We start from the raw sequence: 17432 nt of genomic DNA, 5'->3' as shown, positions 1-17432 counted from the left end.
AATCCTCCTAAAATTGTAATTAGTATTACTATTTATTCAATAGATTAATAATTGAATTTGGATCAAAACCTAACACCCATTGACCATTAATTTCTGTTTGTGGAACCCCATACTGACCAGTTTTTCGAACCAAATCTTCCATTAATGCTGGGTTCGTTTCAAGATTCACTTCATTAAACGGAATGTTCTGTTCCATTAAGAAGTTTTTTAGCATCACACAGTAGCGACATGAGTTTGTTGTATAGACCGTAATGTTTTTCATTTGTAAAATCCCCTTTCACCTTATTCTTTATAATCCATATACCTCAATGGGTATTTGGTTAAACAAAAATTTTTAGATCACCTTTCCAGTCCAAGCGTTCATTCCACCAGATAAGTTAGTGACATTAAAGCCGTAGCTTTCTAAAAAGTTGACTGCAGTTGCACTTCTCGCACCAGATCGGCAAACCATAATATACTCTTTTGATTTATCTAGTTCGTGCATTAATGCCAAGCACTCATACCACCTTTGACATTTGTTACTTTTTCAAATCCTAACTTTTTTAACATCTTCGTCGCTTTATTACTTCTCATCCCACTTTGGCAAATAACAACTACTTCCTTTTCCTTCGTTAAATGATTTACTTTATTCGAAAGTTCATGAAGTGGAATGTTTTTAAACCTTTTTATGTGATTAGACCTGTACTCTCCAGGTGTTCGGACATCAATCAGTTGAACGTCTTTTTTGTTTAATTCTCGTTTTAATTCAGCTGTAGTGATCTGTCTAACACCTTTTGCTGGCATGAATCTATTAATTAAAAATAAAACGAGAAATATTGGAATGATATAATTTAAGTACTCCATTCATTTCCTCCTTGACTGTAAGCTCATTACAACTTTTAATTACCCCTATAGGTATATTTCAATCTAAAAAAACCCTTAACTATCTACTTTTAACCAACATGTTCACAGCTTCTTGGATCAGTGCATCGGTATTTTCTCCCTTTTGTAGTTGCTCTCTAACACAATGTTCTAGATTGGCACTAACCACTACAGCTAATGTTCGGTCTAATGCGTTTCTAGCTGCAGATAATTGGACAACAAGATCTTTGCAATCTTTGTTTTCTTCCATCATACGCAAGATCGCCTTGATTTGTCCTTCAACGCGTTTAACTCTATTTCTCATTTGATCGGTATACATCATTGTTATCCCTCCATTAATCTGGGAATGTTTCCTTGATTTTATGTGCTTTACAATTACTATAATATACCCTACTAGGTATAATGTCAAATCTTTTTATTAAATTAAATAATAAATAGCAAACACAAATAAAATAAAACCAATAAATGTGGTCATAAAAATAATGAGCTTAAAAGAAGAATGGAAGGTTTGCGCATTTATATTTCTACGATTTCTTAAATAAATAAAGGTGGCTAATGTAATGGTTAAAAGACCTAAGATTAAGGAAAATACACTAATGAATATGGCTAGCGTTTGGTCATAAATATCAGCAAGAGGGGTATTGTAATGCAGCGTCGTTGCTAAAAAGCCGATCCCAATAATCGCAATGGCCGTTCGGATCCAAGCAAGGTACGTTCTTTCGTTAGCTAAATGCTGTTGAATGTATTTTGATTCATGTGTCTCGTTTTTTTCTTTCATAAGTAACTCCTCCCCATCGAGTGGTCAAGCCTCAAATTCAAGACAACTTACCTTTTTATATACTCTTGTCAATTGAAGCAATCAATCGTTCTTCGATGTCCTGGGCAATTTGATTTAACTCGATGTCATTTACTGTCTGAATTAGGGCTGTAGGCTTTGGCATTCCAATTTTTGTCTTTTGATCTTCCGTATAAACTACGATCTTACATGGTAAGAAATAACCTACTAATTTATTATTATCAAGAACTCGCTTCGCTTCTTGTGGATTACATACCTCTAGAACGGTAAAGGATTGATCAAATTCTAATCCTGTTTGGTTTAACTTCTGCTGTACATCAAATTCCCATAGTACACCAAATTTATCTTCTAATAAATTGGCTTCAAGTCTTTTAATCGTCTCTTTGACTGATTGATTTGTTTCTACAGTATAATGAAACATAAGCATTCTCCTTTTCTAATTTATTTTTGTTGGTGAAATTAATAAGCCTCACTGTGGTAATTTTATACCTATAACGGTATATCACCAGATCAATTAAAGTCAAATAAAACCTCTTACTTTTCCTTCTCTTAGAGTTAAGTAGTGACTCGCTCAATTTCTCCCGATTCGACGTGGAACAAACAACCTATTATTTCTACATCCGTGCCGTACTTTCTATAAGTGGGATGTTCTTTCAAATGATTCACTTGTTCTAATACATTGATTTTAGTTAGTTCATCAATAGATACTTCTTTCTGGTTGTTTCTCGAGGGTAGGCTAGTTTGAATTTTCGATAACCAACCATTTAGTTCGTCATCATTCAATCCAGACCATGCGGCTTTCACCCCACCACAGTCAGTATGCCCTTTAATTATGATTTTTTTTACCTTTAGATGTTTAAGCGCGTAATATAGACTTGCTGAAAAGCTTTCATCTTCGGTATGAACTTGATTGGCGATGTTTCGGTGAACAAACATGTGACCGAGTGGCATTTGTGTAATGACAGAAGGGCTTACTCGAGAGTCACTACAAGACAAAACAAAAAATTCAGGTGTCTGTCCTTTTTTTAGATCATCAAAAAAGGCAGGATCTGTTTCTTTTATTTTTTTAATAAATTCCTCATTCTTTTTTCTTAGTTCCAATAGCTCCATATTCTAAGCTCCTTCTTTGATTGCCTGTAATGCTTCGTCAATTGACAGAAACGTTACATGTTCTTTATATTTCTGATCCCATTTTGCTTTTTTCAAGATATCCATAACTGGACCTTTAATTCCTGCAAAAAGAAATTGAATTTCTCCTTTACGACAAGTGTCTATGATTTCTTCTAGTGAATGAATCGCTACGGCGTCTATTGAATTCACACCTGTAAAATCGAGAATAATCCATTTGGTTTGTGGTTTTTCGCCAATCCGTTCACAAAGTTTATCCTCTAAAAACGTCATGTTAGCAAAATAAAGAGAAGAGTCAATTCGAAAGATTATTATATCTGGATCAGTCGCTGCCTCAGGATAGCGTTTTATATTTCGATATACGCCTTTTTCTGGTAAATAACCTAACTCAGCAATATGTGGATAAGCACTACGAACTATAAATAAAAGTAAAGAAAATGCAACCCCAATCAAAATACCTTGCTCAATTCCAATAAATAGTGTGGCTAGAAAGGTAATCACCCACGTCCAGCCATCTAGCTTTCGAACATTAAAGAGGTGCTTAGCTTCTTTTACGTCAATTAAGCTATAAACCGCTACCATAATGATTGCAGCTAGCACGGCATTAGGAAGATAATAAAATAAGCCCGTAAAAAATAATAATGTGAAGATAATAAGAAAGGCTGTAATCATTGTGGCTAATGGCGTCTTTGCACCTGCTTGGTAGTTAACAGCTGATCTAGAAAAGCCACCTGTCACTGGATAGCCAGCAAAAAAAGAGCCACCAACGTTGGCTAAGCCAAGAGCCACCAATTCTTTATTTGGAACGACCTTATATTTTTCTTTTGTTGCAATCGCCTTAGCCATTGCAATCGATTCCATAAACCCGATTAATGAAATAGCTAACGCAATTGGTAGTAAAGCTATTAGGTCAGCTAATTGAATGAAAGGTAAGGTGAACGTCGGTAGCCCACTTGGGACTTCACCGATTATTTTTACCCCCATACGTTCAAGCCGGAAAAGGTATACCGTCAAAATACTTAACACAACTACAGCTAATGGACCCGGAACTTTTGGTACCCATCGTTTTAATAAAATTAACAATAAGATACTAACAACACCTATTGACAAAGTAATTGGATTTATTTCTAGAATGCGCTGAAATGATTCCCATAAAATCCTAAATACATCTTTTTCAGCCTCTAAATTTACACCGAGTAAATGTTTTAATTGACTTAAACCTATTATGATTGCTGCAGCCGATGTAAAACCGCTTATAACAGCATGCGACAAAAAATTAACTAAAAACCCTAATCGAAAAACACCCATTAAAAACTGAATAAGGCCAATTATTAGCATCAGAAGTAATACTAACGAAATATACCTATCTGTTCCTGGTTCTGCTAGGGTTGAAACACCAGCTAGTACTAACAAAGAAACCATAGCTACAGGTCCAACCGCTAACTGCCGAGATGTTCCAAACAAGGCATAAATTATTAATGGTATTGTAGAAGCATATAAACCAATGACTGGCGGTAATCCAGCCAGCATTGCATAAGCCATACCTTGAGGGATAAGCATAATCGCTACAATTAAACCTGCTGAAAAATCCCCCCTTAAATCTGCCGGCTTATAGCTTGGGAGCCATTCAAATGCAGGTACCCACTTCTTAAGCATATTTATTACTCCTTTATATTCAAAAGTTTTATGTATAAAGGTTGCAAATTACGCAACCTTTTCTGTCTCCAAGAAACTATATGAACACTTAACGAACCGCACAGCGGTTAGGCCCGATTTCCATCTCGCGTTGCTTATCGGTATCTGGTGTTATTTTACCCATATTTGTTTCACGAATTTCTTGGTAGCTATTTGGTTGAGGCGGTAAATTTTCAGTTACTGTTTTTCTAAATTTATCTTCTTCATGAATATTTAAGCCATGGTTTTCATCATATAAATTTCCAAGACTCTTAGATATACTACCGTCCTCATTCATTTCATTGATACCCATGTAATGGGCAGGCAAGACGATGAGGTTATCAGCTAACTCTTTATAACGTTGATATAGCGTTTGTCTTAGGTCAGCCACCCAATCCTCTGCTTTACCTGCTAAATCGGGGCGGCCAATCGAGTCAATAAATAAAATATCACCAGTTAACAGATATTTATCATCAATAATTAAGGACGTACTTCCGATTGTATGCCCCGGTGAATAAACGGCTTTAATCGTAACGTCACCTACTTTAATCTCGTTACCATCTTCTAATGGTGTATAACTAAAGGTTACTTCTTCGGCATCTTTTGGAGGTAAGTGATACGTTGCCCCGTATTTTTCAGCCATCGCTCTTGCACCTGATATATGGTCAGCATGAAGATGTGTATCAAGAACATGAGTAAGCTTCACGTTATGCTCCTTGATGAATTGCTCAAACGGGGCTGTTATCCGAACAGTATCCACTATTGTCGCTTCCCCATTGGACTCAATATAGTAAGATAGACACCCTTTACCAATACGAACAAATTGATAAATAGCTCCCCCATTTGTGAGCTCACCAATTTTAATCGGCTCAAGATGTTCGCTCCACGCATTCATACCGCCTTCAATCGAATACACATTATCGTACCCTTTATTGGCGATTTGTTCAGCAACGAATTCAGAGGAACCGCCTTTTGCACAAACAACATAAATCGGTTCTCCTTCAGGAAGTTGGTCCATAATCGGATCAACGCTTTCGATTAAGTCAAAATAAGGTTTATTTATAACCTCAACATTTTTTCCTTCTACTTTCCAGTCATCAAAATCACCTGTATTTCGAACATCTAGTATAAACACGCGATCCCCAGCAATTATTTTTTGGGTTAAATCTTTAACGGAAATTCCTTTTACTGCAGTATCTTGGCTCATCAAAAGCTCTCCTTTTTCTAAGAGTTAAAACGTTAAGGTAATATCTGCATCTTTTGCATACGTTAAAAACGTTACCGCCCCACCGACATCAACACCATCCACAAACTGGTCTTTTTCTAAACTCATAACATCCATAGTCATTTGACAAGCAATCATTTTAACTCCCATTTCAGTTGCCATTCCCACTAGTTGATCTACTGGAGGAACATTCTCTCTTTGGAAACCTTCTTGAAAGTGCTCTGCACCAGCTGGCATTGGCAAATTCTTATGAGCTTCTTTATGAATCAGATTAAGTCCCTCAAAGGTAAAAAATATACCGACTTCAGCATCAGTAGCAGCGGCTGCTGTAGCTATATTAAAAACTTTATAAGCATCGAACATGCCACCATTAGCAGCGATAATTGCGATTTTCATTTGGGACACTCCTTCATTAATGTTTTTTTTCAGTCGGTCCTGTCCAATCTTTCATTCCAGGAACGACATTTTTGACGTTCGTAAAACCTTTTTCCGACAGCTTTTGCGCCGCTAAATCACTTCGACTACCACTACGACAAACAACATGAATTTCATCATTTTTATCTAATTCTTCAAAACGTTGTTCAAGTTCTCCAAGTGGAATATGCACAGCTCCTGGAATATGACCGAAAGCATACTCAGCAGATTCCCGAACATCTAGAACTGTAACTTTTTCATTTCCTTCTACTTTCTTTAATAAATTATCTAGGCTAGTAACATGAGGGTGAGCGGTTTCGGATTTCTCTTCTTCTGCACTTGCTTTACGAAGGTAATGCTTTAGAATTTCTCCATCTTCAACAGTTCCTAAATACTGATTGCCTGTACTACCAGCCCATGCTTTAATGTCAGCTGTAGACCCTTTATCTGTTGCTTGAATTTCCATTACTTGCCCGGGTTCAAGGGTATCAATTTCTTTTTTTGTCTTTACGATTGGCATTGGACACGCTAAACCTTTTGCATCTAAGATCTTGTTTACAGTAACTTCCAAGTTAATTACCTCCCTTCATAACATGTATATTATTTTTTGACTTATCAATTAAAATACAGCTATAGGTTTGTCCCTTTGATGGATGTTCTTCCATTATCTTGATGGTTGAGAATGGGCACAATACCATACATTGATGCATATTGTTCGTTTATTGATTTCATAATAAAAGTGAGGTGAAACTAAATGGCATTACTCCCCGCTACAACAGCAAGAGTTTCAATTAATACATCGAAAGAAATCAATGAAAAAATTGCAGAAACTACACGGGTATCGATTGAAAGTTTTAAGTATAAAAGTAAGGAAGACATATTAAAGCGATTAATGGAATTGGATCAAGAATGGGATACAGAAAGACTATTAGAAACCTCAGCAGCTAGCTTTATATTAGCAGGAACATTTTTGGGCTTTACTAAAAATAAAAGTTGGCACTTGTTTTCAGGAGTGGTTGGATACTTTTTATTACGACATGCTCTTCAAGGATGGTGTCCCCCATTACCTGTGATTCGAGGTCTCGGTGTTCGTACCGCTACTGAAATTCAAAAAGAGCGAAATGCATTATTAGCTATATTAGAGAAAAAGAATTTACATTGGTCATTGAATTGAAATGAATAGAAAAAAAGTTCACGGTGATCGATTTAAAAAATTGCATATTGCTAGTTAACTAAAAGGGCATCATCAAAAAAACATTAGGAAAACATCCTAATGTTTTTGAATTCTTACTTATCGTTTGCATCAAGCGAGTTATTATCTATCATCAGAGTCGGACTTTTTAATGTCGATAACTTATAAATCATTCATCTGGCCTTGAGAACTTGATAATGGAATCGTAAACCAAAACGTATGAATATTATTTTCTGTAGAAAAACCGACTTCCCCGTTATGACTCTCAATTATTTCTTTAACGATTGATAGCCCTAATCCTGAACCACCAGTGTTGCGGTTACGTGAAGCTTCAGCTCGATAAAATCGTTCGAATGGTTGGTCTGAATCGGCAACCTGGATAGGAAGACCCTCGTTCGATATTTGGAGTTTGTACTGTTGGTCGTTGACACCCCCTTTTATTCTCATCCACTTCCCTTGATCATACCGATGGACATTTTCGATTAAATTGTAGATCACCTGAAGTAATCCGTTTTTATTCACAAACAGTGTGGCATCACATAGTTGAAGGTCTACGATGATCGCTTCCTTTTGAAGCTCCATTTGAAAATGATGCAGCGCCTGTTCCAATAGTGATTTCATCGAGACCCATTCATAATTTGCAGTGTCTTGCTCATGTACGTTCCACTTATTAATTTGTCGCAATTGCTCAACCAAATGGGTTAAACGTAAAGACTCCTCATGAAGCGATTGAAATAAATCTTTATCACCTTTGATGACGCCAGTACTTAATGCCTCTAGGTAACCATTGATGTTCGTTAGCGGCGTACGTAATTCGTGGGCAACATCTCTTGTAATCTTTTCTCTGTTTTCTTCAATCTTCTTCATATAATTGACCATTTCATTAAAGTGTAGCGTTAATTGACCGATCTCATCTTGGGCGGTGTTTTCAGTTAATTGAGGATATTTTCCTTCTATAATCTCTGTGGTTGCATTCGTTAGACTGTGCAGTGGGTCTAGTAATCGAGAAATAAAATAAAAATGGATAACAGCTGCAATGATGACTGACAATATCACTGCGAATAAAAGATAAGTGTCCATCCCTTCGATAAACGCAAGCCGTTGCTCTACACTAAGAGCATTTTCTTTTTCTATTAAATAACAAGCATAGTCTTTGACTGAGATACCGACTAACCAAATCACCAACCCGATCACAATACTATTGATAAGCGTTAGTTTCCACATTAGTTTGCGTTTAATAAACTGATTCAAATTTCGTTTAAAACGCATCAAATTGATACCCCATCCCTCTTACAGTTTGGATACAATCAGGAGCATCGACTTTTCTTAGCTTTTCGCGCAGGTTCCGCACATGAACATCAATCGTTCGCCACGTAATTTCTTTTTCATCATTCGGGTACAATTCTGCAATCATTTGATCTCTAGACAATACTTGGTTCGGATTTTTCATTAACATATGTAAAAGCTTACACTCATTGTTAGTAAGCGAGAGTTCTTTGCCTGCATAATTCACTTCACCTTTGTACGGTTTAATAGTAATCCCTCGATAACTGATTTTATGACAGCGATTGGCTGTGCGACGAAGAACCGCTTCGACCCGAGCAACAAGTTCTTTGGGACTAAAGGGTTTTGTCACGTAATCATCTGCCCCCATTTTTAATCCGTTGATTCGATCGGTCTCATCCACTTTTGCCGTAACCATAATAATTGGGCTGTCACTTTTTTTCACCGTCCGGATCCATTGACATACTTCTTCTCCACTGACTTGAGGGAGCATTAGGTCGATAATTGTAAAGCAAGGTTCATATCGATCATAAAGTTCAATTGCTTGCTTCCCATCCTCTGCTTCCCACACTTCATAGCCTTCTCGTTCTAAATAAACCTTAATTAACTGTCTGATTTTTAGATCATCTTCAACAATTAAAATCGATTTACCTTTCGTATTCACTTTAACCGCCGCCTTTTTAGCTGGTTTGCTCAAGTTACATTTCCTGTCTTTCCTATATGTTTCAAAGATTTGTTCTATTAAACTATTACTTTAAACTCTAAAAGAAAATCCTGCAATTAATCTATATTTTTTTTGAAGTGTTCCATCATTTCATAAGACATTGGACCAATGACTTTATGCTGAATTCTTCCGCTTGTATCTATAATATAAGTTGTTGGAATGGAAAATGCTTGATAAATTTGACCAATTTCCCCGTCAACATCTAGTAAAATGGGAAACGTAAGCTGAAATTCATCCTTTACAAATGGAACGATGTCATCTGTGTTTCGCTCTAATGTTGTCAGGTTGACTGCTAGGATTGTGATGCCGTCATCTTTATATTTCTCATAAAAATCTTGCATATGAGGCATTTCAGCTCGACAAGGCGGACACCAGCTGGCCCATAAATTAAGGATGACTTTTTGACCGTAGAAATCAGATAATTTTACAAGTTCCCCGTCTAGTGTTTCAAGTTCAAAATCAGGAGCATAATTTCCTTGTTGCAAGCCAACAATTACCTCTTCCTTCGGTTCTTTCTTAACCGTATTTTCAGGTTCGGTTTCTGTGTCCGCATTTCCGTCTGTTTCAGTTGCAGTTTGATCAGTTACATCTGTTGTTGTCTGAATGACTTGTTCCTCATTTGCGGTTTTCACCCCGTCTTCTCCTCGTAAATCCAACAAGCCCCATGTAATTAAACCAGCTAATAAAACAATGACAATGATATTTCGTTTCATAACTAATCGTCCTTTCTCTTAAGAAATAAAACTAAATTGAGCTAACCACGCACTAAGTCTTTGAAACTGTCCAGTAAATAACAGCAATCCAAGTCCGATCAACACCCACCCGTTCATGACACTTAGTTTAGGCAGCCATTTGTTGACGTTTTTTATTGCTTTTAGCGAGTACGTTAATACAAGAGATAAGATGAAAAAAGGTATACCTAAACCGAGTGAATAGACCGAAAGCATTAACATCCCGCTTCCCATCGTTTCTACGGATGCTGCTAAAAGCAGAATCGACGACAGAACAATGCCTACACATGGTGTCCACCCAAACGCAAAGGCCACCCCAATAATGAAGGCATTTCCAATCCCATGTTTCTTTGTATTCATTTGCACTCTTTTTTCACGCATTAAAAATTTCAACTGCAATAACCCAGCCATTTGTAAACCAAACACAATAATGAGAAATCCACTTATTTTCTCAACTAGATTACGATTATCAAAAAATAATTGACCGATAAAACTAGCAGACGCACCTAGTAAAATGAAAACGATACTAAACCCTAGAATAAAACTGATCGAACGAACCATGACAGTTCTCTTCATCGCATTCACTTTATTATTGTTAATTGATGAACCTGTTAACGTAGCGATGTAAGCTGGTATGAGCGGAAACACGCAAGGTGAAAAGAAAGAGAGCATTCCTGCTGAGAAGGCGACAAATAAAGATAAATTATCGATCCGTTTCCCCCCCTTTCGTTTTAAAAATTAGTGTAAGAACAATAATGACAAAAAAGAGCACTTGACCGAACGTAAACGATAAAAGAACATCATACGAGGTCGAGAAATACTGTAAAAAGAATTGACCTAAACTGTAAATTAAAATGAGCAAAGATAAACGGTGCCATTCTCCCACTGGTTTAACCAGCTTAAATAGAGCAACTAGTAAAAAGAATGCTAACCCAATCTGACCAGCGTGGTATAAAAAGCTCAATTGATCCTGATACGTATAAATGATAATTGAAGTTGCTAATAAACCGGTGAACAATAAATCAATGAAAACCGTTAATTTCAATTTATGTTTGATAGATTGGTAATATAAATAAATACATCCAACAAGAAGAGCTAGTATTAGACCTTTTCGTCCGCCATTAAAATATAAGATCCCTAATGGATTCGTAAAAGCATATACCGGATGAAATAATACATAGCTAAGCTTCCAAACGATCCACCCAATTAACACAACATTAAAAATTGAGTCAATTAACAGTTTCTCCTTTAACATACTTTGTTTTAAGCGTATTTTCATGGCAACATAAGCCGCCACAAAACCAAGCCCTATAAAGATCCACTTGGTCGGGAGCTGAATAGGACCCAGTGAAAAAAACTCCTCCATAATTTCCCTCCTTGTCTCTTCTCTTCAGTTATACAGCGGGAATATTAAGAAACGTTTAAGAAATATAAAAAAACCGGAACTTCCTTAAGGAAATTCCGGTCATTTTTATCATAAAAACATTCTTTAAAAGAAAACCTGTTCTCTGTTGTAAATCAAACAAACCTTAATTTGGAAGTTACCTACCTGCTTAACTCTTTAAGAGATTCATTATAGTCTTGAATTGCTTGTTGTAAAGTTCCTTTCGTTTCTACTTTTTCATTTAACTCGATTCCTAATTCAACGATTGTATTTGTAATTTCAGGACGGATGCCTGTTAATACCGCTTTACAACCTTGAATGCGGATCCCGTTAATAATTTTAAATAAGTGTCCGAGTACAGCTGTATCTAAGTAAGCAACACCTGATAAATCGATGATAATATGTTTTAAACTTTGGTTATGTATTTCTTCTAACAATTTGACTTGAATATTTTTAGCACGACGTGTGTCAACCGCACCGATAATAGGTAAGATGGCCATCGTATCATATAGTGGGATGATTGGTACATTTAGATCATCAATGAGCTCATTTTGAGATTGAATGAGTTCTTGACTGTATTCCGAAAAGCTAGATGAGAAATGCTTAATGTATGAATCTAAATTATAGTTTACACGTCTTTCAAGATCAAAAAATTCTTGCAAGTTAAGTTGAATTTGTTGCTCATAATAATTAGCAAGGAAGTCCCAGTAAATCTTTCGGACCATTTGAAACCATTCTAAAATAAGGATTAATTCGATATCATGCATTGCCCACTTTTTCCCTTGTTCCTTCGCATGCATAATTAAACCGTACTCATTTGCCTCATGTAAAAACTCAATGACTTTATGGGTGGAATTTAAAATAAATTGATCATTGATTTCGTTATTTTCTTTAATTCTTTCAAACAACTCTCGAGATTGTCTTGTTAGCAAATCGTTGAACACTTCTCTATTCGTTAGATAAAATTCATTAAAGGTTTGCTGTTCTTCATAAACTAAGTTCAATTTCATCACTCCTATACCATTGTTTTGTTGGATTGGAAAATAAATAGTGAAATTTGTTCCTAATCCGACTTCACTCGTAGCTTCGATCATTCCATGATGTTCGTATATTGTCGAATAAACTTGCGTTAATCCCATACCTGTACCTGTTTCTTTAGAAGTAAAAAAAGGTGTGCCTAGCATGTTTATCTTTTCTTCTGGTATGCCAACACCAGTGTCAGAAATTGAAACGACTAAATGCTCGTTATTAATATAGTGTTTGATTGTAATCGTTCCAGAGTCAGGGATCGCTTCAAAGGAATTTTTCAATAGATTAAAGAATGCTTTTTTTAGTTGATTCTTTCTTCCGTAAATATTGACATCATAATTCTCAAACTTTTTAATGATCTCAACATTATAAACCTTATCTTGAAAAAGGTAGAGAATCGCTTCCAATTCAGAGCAAAGATTAATAAAAGAATAGCCTTCATCATCTAAGTCAGGTTTGGATACATTTAATAGGTTTTGCATCGTAGCCAGTGCGTTTTCTAATTCTTCTGAAGCTATATCAATATATGCATGCGGGTGTTCCTTTTTTAGTAATTGCAGAAAGCCTTTAACTGCAGTCAATGGATTTCTAACTTCATGTGCGATTCCAGCTGCAATTTGACCAACAGAAGCCAGCCGGTCAACCGTAACGTCATCTTTGTCTTCTCTTATTTGGTTAGTCGTTTTTCCATTTAGTAGCAATGACCTTCGTCCCCTTTTCTGAAGTCTCGATTTGGAAGTCATCCAACAATCTCTTTGCACCTACTAAACCTAGTCCTAAACCTTTTTTTTGAAAATCATTTGCTCCTTCTAGTATTTGATCCAATTCCTTGATGCCTTTACCACGGTCTTGAACGGTGACCTGAATTCCTCTTCCTTCAATCATTTCACATATGAATATCCCAGGTTCATTTGTGTGATCCAAAACATTTTGTGTTAACTCTGAAACAGCGACAATTAATTTTTGCAAATCTACTTTTGAAAAAGCAAGAGAGTTTGCTAGTATACGAACGGCATTCACAGCTATACGAATATCATGTTCTGATCTAATAGTCATTTTTTTTCTCATACAGAATATTCTATAGCATTCATTCATATTTTTCCAAAAAAACATAGATTTTCTTAAAAATAATTCTAAAGTCCCATTGTTGAAAACTGTCTGTTATATTACTAATTCCAAGTTAAAGATTTGATATTCCTAAATAATTTTCATAGAATCTAAAAAATAGATAGAACTGAAATTAATCAGATACTATCTATTTTTATAGGACTAAAGTTTTGTTATCTCACTATAATAAATATATATTCTTCTCACAGTTACTTCTTTTGGATGTATGCCAGGAAGCCATTGTCTTTACTCACTTCTTTTAACAAGGTATGTCCATTGTGATCACACCAAGAGGATAAGTCTTTAACAAAATTAGAGTCTGTCGCTGAAACTTCAAGCACTTCACCCGTTGTCATAGTCTTTAAGGCATTCACTACACTCATAATTGGACCCGGACATTGTAGACCAGTTGCATCTATTGATACATTAGCTTTAAATTTGTTGTCCCCTGTACATTCCATTCTCGCAACCCCAGCGTCATCCGTAACCACTTTGCAATTTTGGTTATTGGTTGTTTTAAAAACGGAAGAATACGTTTTCCAACCGCCGTCTAAATTTTCCACTTCAAATCCATTTTCTTGTAAAATCCGTGAAGCTAAATACCCTCGTAAACCAACTTGGCAATTAACATAAATGGTTTGGTCTTTCGGGAGTTCATCAAGTCGGGTACGCAACTCATCGACTGGAATGTTGATCGCACCGTTAATATATCCCATTTCTAGTTCAATCGGGTTGCGAACGTCTACTAAGAAACCACCACTTGCAACAATGTCATCAATCTCATACCATTGAACGGTCTTAATGACACCATCCACAATATTAGTTGCTGCATACCCTGCCATATTGACAGGATCTTTTGCTGATGAATACGGCGGTGCATAGGCTAATTCTAAGTCTGGCAAATCTAGTACCGTTAAATTACCTTTAATGGCTGTAGCAATGACATCAATTCGTTTATCAACACCGTCCATTCCTACCGCTTGTGCACCGTAAATCTTTCCTGTGTCTTTATCAAACACAAGTTTTAAGGCGATGGGAGCTGCCCCCGGGTAATAACCAGCATGCGATCCAGGATGAATGTGAACGACCTCATATGGGATTCCTAATCGTTTTAACGTTTTTTCATTATTTCCAGTTGTCGACACAGTATAATCAAACACTTTTGCAATAGATGTCCCTAGAGTACCGTTATATTTGACCTCTTTACCGTAAATGTTATCAGCAACAATACGACCTTGGCGATTAGCCGGCCATGCAAGTGGAATCATCGTCGGCTGCTCGTTAATATAATCTTTTACTTCAATCACATCGCCGATCGCATAAATATGGGGATCGTTCGTTTGCAAATAGTCGTTAACTTGAATTCCGCCTCGTTCACCAACATTTAACCCAGCGTTTACAGCAAGTTCATTTTCTGGACGAACACCGATGGATAAAATGATTAAATCCGTTTCGATTTCTTTACCAGATTGAGTCACAACTTTTGAACCTGCATTTTCAAAAGACTTCACTCCATCTTCTAAAATAAGTTGAACCCCTTTATCTTCAAGATGGTTATGAATAATAGCTGCCATCTCATAGTCTAGAGGTGCCATGACTTGATTTGCCATTTCCACAATCGTTACTTCTATGCCACGATCATGTAGATTTTCAGCCATTTCTAAACCAATAAACCCACCGCCAACAACAACAGCCCGTTTTGGTTGTTGGACATCAACATATGATTTAATTCGGTCAGTGTCAGGTATATTACGCAATGTGAAAATTGCTTTTGCCTCATTAAGCCCAGGTATCGGCGGTACAATCGGACGTGCCCCTGGTGATAATATTAACTCATCATAAGACTCCTCGTACGTTTCAAGTGTTTGCACATTTTTCACTGTAATATGTTTAGTTTCACGATTAATTTCAATGACTTCGCTTAAATTGCGAATATCTAAGTTGAATTTTTTAGACATCCCTTCAACCGTTTGCACTAAAAGCTTTTGACGGTCTTTGATTGTTTCACCGATATAATACGGTAACCCGCAATTGGCAAAAGAAATGTACTCTCCTTTTTCAAACATAACGATCGTTGACGTCTCATCTATTCTTCTAAGTCGTGCTGCAGCTGTTGCTCCTCCTGCAACTCCACCTACAATAACAATTTTTTTACTCATTCTATATTCCTCCCTTTGATCTCAAAAAAGTTAAATTACCATATAGGGTATATACCTCATAATGTATTTTACATGAACAAACGGAAAAAGTGTGTGACAAAAATCACACACTTTTAATTATGGTGATATGTGAACAGCTTTTTAAAACATTGCTATCAAAAGAACCAAAGTAAAGTAGAATATTTCCAGACTCATCTGTAAAAAATAAACAATTATAAAGTCAATGAACATGAAAATATGATCAATCATCAGGAGTTAAACAATGGCGGAACATATTGAAGTGATATTAAGGTCACTAATGGCCTTTACGATCTTATTAATGGGAGCACGAATATTAGGGAAGCAATTAATATCTCAAATGAATACGATTGATTTTATTGCAGCTGTTTCACTAGGTTCAATCACTGCAAACTTAGCGTTTAATACGACGATTGATATTCACCATTTTCTTCTTGCATTTTTCATCTTTGTTTTTGTCAGCTTCATCACTGCTTATATTTCAATGAAAAATCGCAAGGCAAGAAGACTATTTGCTGGAGATCCAATCGTACTCGTTCAAAATGGGAAAATATTAGAAGGTAATATGAGGAAAATGCGCTACACAATTGATTATTTAAATCAACAGATGCGTGAGAAAGATGTATTTAATATTGAAGAAGTGCTATTTGCCATTATCGAGCCAAATGGAAACTTGACTGTATTGAAAAAACCACAATACCGACATGTGACAAAACAAGATTTAAACCTCCCTGCTCCTTCTGAAACAAAGTTACCGATCGAACTCATCATGGATGGAGAAATTATTGAAGAGAATTTAATTGAGAACAACCTTAGTAATCATTGGCTGATCGATGTTTTAAAAAAGCGCAAATATAAGCCGGAAGAAGTCGCTTATGCGGTCCTTGCAGCCAATGGAAATGTTTATATTGATACGTATCGTGATCACATCACTTCTCCGATTGATAGAGAATGGTGAAAGTCGGCTAAGATTAGTTTTTTTGTTTATGATACCCGATAGTTTAAAATTATGTTAGATAAAGTGATGCGGACTCAAGGGCCTTTGTTCCAAAGAATTTAGGGAAATAAGGTCCTGTGAGTCCGCAAACTTCAGTACAATGCTTTGTTTATTCCTTTGTAGTAACAGGATGATTTACAAAGGTACTATTTTTATCTACACTCGTATACATAGAGCGGCCAATATAAAGAGGAATAGAAAGTTTATCGAAATTAGGCAAGCCGTTCTCTTCAAAAAGCGCATTGTCACGATAAAACTGTACAATGTTTCCTACAAACCAATCATGATCTCCATATGTATTTCGGTCCATAACCTCACACTCGTAAGCGATATATGCATCCTGTAAAATGGGTGCACCTGTAACTTTTCCTCTTTCAAAGCCCATATTCCCATGTTCAAACTTATTGACGCTTGAACCCGAATAAACCCCTGCTTGTTGAATTAAATGGGCCTTATCAAACGGTAGAAAGTTAATAGCGAACTTTCCTGCTTCTTTCATTAATTGGAACGTATAACGCTCTCGTCCAATCGCAACACCGTAAATCGGCGGTTCGTAAGATATGTAGGAATGCCATCCAGCCGCCATGATGTTATTTTCACCATTGTGTGAAACGGTTACAAGGGCGACCATCCCAGGATAACTGTGCATGACTTGTTTATTAATTGCCTGTATCATCTAGTTTCCTCCTAATTTCTCTCTTTTTTAGCT

At 36.3% G+C, this 17432-nt stretch carries 21 protein-coding genes and 1 pseudogene; 2 read left to right on the top strand and 20 right to left on the bottom strand.

The genetic code is table 11. The annotated features are described in order from the left end of the window. Nucleotides 1-28 precede the first annotated feature (28 nt). From N7Z68_RS08845 to N7Z68_RS08795, 11 genes and pseudogenes are all read right to left on the bottom strand, one after another. Nucleotides 29-262 carry a glutaredoxin family protein gene (locus tag N7Z68_RS08845; RefSeq protein ID WP_275118119.1) on the bottom strand — a complete coding sequence of 78 codons (234 nt, stop codon included), beginning with the start codon at nucleotides 260-262 and terminating at the stop codon, nucleotides 29-31. 72 nt (nucleotides 263-334) lie between these two features. Further along, a pseudogene (locus N7Z68_RS08840) lies at nucleotides 335-484 on the bottom strand (rhodanese-like domain-containing protein); the annotation flags it as partial. Beyond that, on the bottom strand, nucleotides 484-843 hold the full coding sequence (locus N7Z68_RS08835; protein WP_275118118.1) for a rhodanese-like domain-containing protein: 360 nt from the start codon (nucleotides 841-843) through the stop codon (nucleotides 484-486). The gene N7Z68_RS08835 and the pseudogene N7Z68_RS08840, both read right to left, overlap by 1 nt. A 79-nt stretch (nucleotides 844-922) precedes the next feature. Then, entirely contained in the window at nucleotides 923-1183 is a 261-nt protein-coding gene (locus N7Z68_RS08830) for a metal-sensitive transcriptional regulator (protein WP_275118117.1), read from the bottom strand. A 96-nt stretch (nucleotides 1184-1279) separates the two neighbouring features. Next, on the bottom strand, nucleotides 1280-1639 hold the full coding sequence (locus tag N7Z68_RS08825) for a YidH family protein (RefSeq protein WP_275118116.1): 360 nt from the start codon (nucleotides 1637-1639) through the stop codon (nucleotides 1280-1282). 55 nt (nucleotides 1640-1694) lie between these two features. After that, nucleotides 1695-2078: a DUF302 domain-containing protein gene (locus tag N7Z68_RS08820; RefSeq protein ID WP_275118115.1), complete on the bottom strand. Its 384-nt coding sequence runs from the start codon at nucleotides 2076-2078 to the stop codon at nucleotides 1695-1697. Nucleotides 2079-2212: 134 nt separating this feature from the next. Further along, nucleotides 2213-2767, bottom strand: a complete 555-nt coding sequence (locus N7Z68_RS08815; RefSeq protein ID WP_275118114.1) for a carbonic anhydrase — start codon at nucleotides 2765-2767, stop codon at nucleotides 2213-2215. Between the two features lie 3 nt (nucleotides 2768-2770). After that, on the bottom strand, nucleotides 2771-4441 hold the full coding sequence (locus tag N7Z68_RS08810; RefSeq protein WP_275118113.1) for a SulP family inorganic anion transporter: 1671 nt from the start codon (nucleotides 4439-4441) through the stop codon (nucleotides 2771-2773). Nucleotides 4442-4529: 88 nt separating this feature from the next. Then, a complete protein-coding gene (locus N7Z68_RS08805; protein ID WP_275118112.1) occupies nucleotides 4530-5666 on the bottom strand; it encodes an MBL fold metallo-hydrolase in 1137 nt (378 codons plus the stop codon). A gap of 24 nt (nucleotides 5667-5690) precedes the next feature. Beyond that, on the bottom strand, nucleotides 5691-6080 hold the full coding sequence (locus N7Z68_RS08800) for a DsrE/DsrF/DrsH-like family protein (protein WP_275118111.1): 390 nt from the start codon (nucleotides 6078-6080) through the stop codon (nucleotides 5691-5693). A 16-nt stretch (nucleotides 6081-6096) separates the two neighbouring features. Continuing rightward, nucleotides 6097-6669 carry a sulfurtransferase TusA family protein gene (locus tag N7Z68_RS08795; RefSeq protein WP_275118110.1) on the bottom strand — a complete coding sequence of 191 codons (573 nt, stop codon included), beginning with the start codon at nucleotides 6667-6669 and terminating at the stop codon, nucleotides 6097-6099. Nucleotides 6670-6852: 183 nt separating this feature from the next. Here N7Z68_RS08795 and N7Z68_RS08790 point away from each other — a divergent pair, with 183 nt between their 5' ends. Continuing rightward, the gene (locus N7Z68_RS08790; protein WP_275118109.1) at nucleotides 6853-7272 is read left to right on the top strand and encodes a YgaP family membrane protein; all 420 of its coding nucleotides are present in this window, start codon (nucleotides 6853-6855) and stop codon (nucleotides 7270-7272) included. A 180-nt stretch (nucleotides 7273-7452) separates the two neighbouring features. Here N7Z68_RS08790 and N7Z68_RS08785 read toward each other — a convergent pair whose 3' ends face one another. The 8 genes from N7Z68_RS08785 to cdr form a co-directional block, all read right to left on the bottom strand. Beyond that, nucleotides 7453-8559, bottom strand: coding sequence for a sensor histidine kinase (locus N7Z68_RS08785; protein ID WP_275118108.1), 1107 nt, complete (start codon nucleotides 8557-8559; stop codon nucleotides 7453-7455). Then, nucleotides 8549-9271 (bottom strand): response regulator transcription factor, encoded by a 723-nt coding sequence (locus N7Z68_RS08780; protein WP_275118107.1) that lies wholly within the window; start codon nucleotides 9269-9271, stop codon nucleotides 8549-8551. The genes N7Z68_RS08785 and N7Z68_RS08780 overlap by 11 nt, the downstream gene beginning before the upstream one ends. 83 nt (nucleotides 9272-9354) lie before the next feature. Next, on the bottom strand, nucleotides 9355-10011 hold the full coding sequence (locus N7Z68_RS08775; protein WP_275118106.1) for a peroxiredoxin family protein: 657 nt from the start codon (nucleotides 10009-10011) through the stop codon (nucleotides 9355-9357). An 18-nt stretch (nucleotides 10012-10029) separates the two neighbouring features. Further along, nucleotides 10030-10740: a cytochrome c biogenesis CcdA family protein gene (locus tag N7Z68_RS08770; protein ID WP_275118330.1), complete on the bottom strand. Its 711-nt coding sequence runs from the start codon at nucleotides 10738-10740 to the stop codon at nucleotides 10030-10032. Continuing rightward, nucleotides 10733-11395 (bottom strand): prolipoprotein diacylglyceryl transferase family protein, encoded by a 663-nt coding sequence (locus tag N7Z68_RS08765; protein ID WP_275118105.1) that lies wholly within the window; start codon nucleotides 11393-11395, stop codon nucleotides 10733-10735. The genes N7Z68_RS08770 and N7Z68_RS08765 overlap by 8 nt, the downstream gene beginning before the upstream one ends. A 179-nt stretch (nucleotides 11396-11574) precedes the next feature. Next, a complete protein-coding gene (locus tag N7Z68_RS08760; RefSeq protein WP_275118104.1) occupies nucleotides 11575-13143 on the bottom strand; it encodes an ATP-binding protein in 1569 nt (522 codons plus the stop codon). Beyond that, on the bottom strand, nucleotides 13118-13498 hold the full coding sequence (locus tag N7Z68_RS08755) for an ATP-binding protein (protein ID WP_275118103.1): 381 nt from the start codon (nucleotides 13496-13498) through the stop codon (nucleotides 13118-13120). The genes N7Z68_RS08760 and N7Z68_RS08755 overlap by 26 nt, the downstream gene beginning before the upstream one ends. A gap of 260 nt (nucleotides 13499-13758) precedes the next feature. After that, complete coding sequence (cdr, locus tag N7Z68_RS08750) at nucleotides 13759-15708, bottom strand: CoA-disulfide reductase (protein WP_275118102.1); 1950 nt, start codon at nucleotides 15706-15708, stop codon at nucleotides 13759-13761. A gap of 262 nt (nucleotides 15709-15970) precedes the next feature. Between cdr and N7Z68_RS08745 the strand changes: the two genes are divergently transcribed. Then, nucleotides 15971-16684 (top strand): DUF421 domain-containing protein, encoded by a 714-nt coding sequence (locus N7Z68_RS08745; protein WP_275118101.1) that lies wholly within the window; start codon nucleotides 15971-15973, stop codon nucleotides 16682-16684. A 148-nt stretch (nucleotides 16685-16832) separates the two neighbouring features. Here the strand turns inward: N7Z68_RS08745 and N7Z68_RS08740 are convergent, their stop codons facing one another. Next, on the bottom strand, nucleotides 16833-17399 hold the full coding sequence (locus tag N7Z68_RS08740) for a flavin reductase family protein (protein WP_275118100.1): 567 nt from the start codon (nucleotides 17397-17399) through the stop codon (nucleotides 16833-16835). Nucleotides 17400-17432: the final 33 nt, after the last annotated feature.

The sequence above is a fragment of the Alkalihalobacterium chitinilyticum genome, from assembly GCF_029028005.1.
GTDB classification, from domain to species: Bacteria; Bacillota; Bacilli; order Bacillales; family Bacillaceae_F; genus Alkalihalobacterium; species Alkalihalobacterium chitinilyticum.
This window is presented reverse-complemented; position numbering and strand designations above follow the sequence as displayed.

What these genes read in the sequence shown, in the direction of transcription:
- N7Z68_RS08805 (WP_275118112.1), bottom strand. Translation starts at nt 5,666, where the DNA reads ATGAGCCAAGATACTGCAGTAAAAGGAATTTCCGTTAAAGATTTAACC.
- N7Z68_RS08745 (WP_275118101.1), top strand. Translation starts at nt 15,971, where the DNA reads ATGGCGGAACATATTGAAGTGATATTAAGGTCACTAATGGCCTTTACG.
- N7Z68_RS08790 (WP_275118109.1), top strand. Translation starts at nt 6,853, where the DNA reads ATGGCATTACTCCCCGCTACAACAGCAAGAGTTTCAATTAATACATCG.
- N7Z68_RS08810 (WP_275118113.1), bottom strand. Translation starts at nt 4,441, where the DNA reads ATGCTTAAGAAGTGGGTACCTGCATTTGAATGGCTCCCAAGCTATAAG.
- cdr (WP_275118102.1), bottom strand. Translation starts at nt 15,708, where the DNA reads ATGAGTAAAAAAATTGTTATTGTAGGTGGAGTTGCAGGAGGAGCAACA.
- N7Z68_RS08815 (WP_275118114.1), bottom strand. Translation starts at nt 2,767, where the DNA reads ATGGAGCTATTGGAACTAAGAAAAAAGAATGAGGAATTTATTAAAAAA.
- N7Z68_RS08755 (WP_275118103.1), bottom strand. Translation starts at nt 13,498, where the DNA reads ATGACTATTAGATCAGAACATGATATTCGTATAGCTGTGAATGCCGTT.
- N7Z68_RS08765 (WP_275118105.1), bottom strand. Translation starts at nt 11,395, where the DNA reads ATGGAGGAGTTTTTTTCACTGGGTCCTATTCAGCTCCCGACCAAGTGG.
- N7Z68_RS08820 (WP_275118115.1), bottom strand. Translation starts at nt 2,078, where the DNA reads ATGTTTCATTATACTGTAGAAACAAATCAATCAGTCAAAGAGACGATT.
- N7Z68_RS08835 (WP_275118118.1), bottom strand. Translation starts at nt 843, where the DNA reads ATGGAGTACTTAAATTATATCATTCCAATATTTCTCGTTTTATTTTTA.
- N7Z68_RS08825 (WP_275118116.1), bottom strand. Translation starts at nt 1,639, where the DNA reads ATGAAAGAAAAAAACGAGACACATGAATCAAAATACATTCAACAGCAT.
- N7Z68_RS08800 (WP_275118111.1), bottom strand. Translation starts at nt 6,080, where the DNA reads ATGAAAATCGCAATTATCGCTGCTAATGGTGGCATGTTCGATGCTTAT.
- N7Z68_RS08740 (WP_275118100.1), bottom strand. Translation starts at nt 17,399, where the DNA reads ATGATACAGGCAATTAATAAACAAGTCATGCACAGTTATCCTGGGATG.
- N7Z68_RS08785 (WP_275118108.1), bottom strand. Translation starts at nt 8,559, where the DNA reads ATGCGTTTTAAACGAAATTTGAATCAGTTTATTAAACGCAAACTAATG.
- N7Z68_RS08775 (WP_275118106.1), bottom strand. Translation starts at nt 10,011, where the DNA reads ATGAAACGAAATATCATTGTCATTGTTTTATTAGCTGGTTTAATTACA.
- N7Z68_RS08845 (WP_275118119.1), bottom strand. Translation starts at nt 262, where the DNA reads ATGAAAAACATTACGGTCTATACAACAAACTCATGTCGCTACTGTGTG.
- N7Z68_RS08830 (WP_275118117.1), bottom strand. Translation starts at nt 1,183, where the DNA reads ATGATGTATACCGATCAAATGAGAAATAGAGTTAAACGCGTTGAAGGA.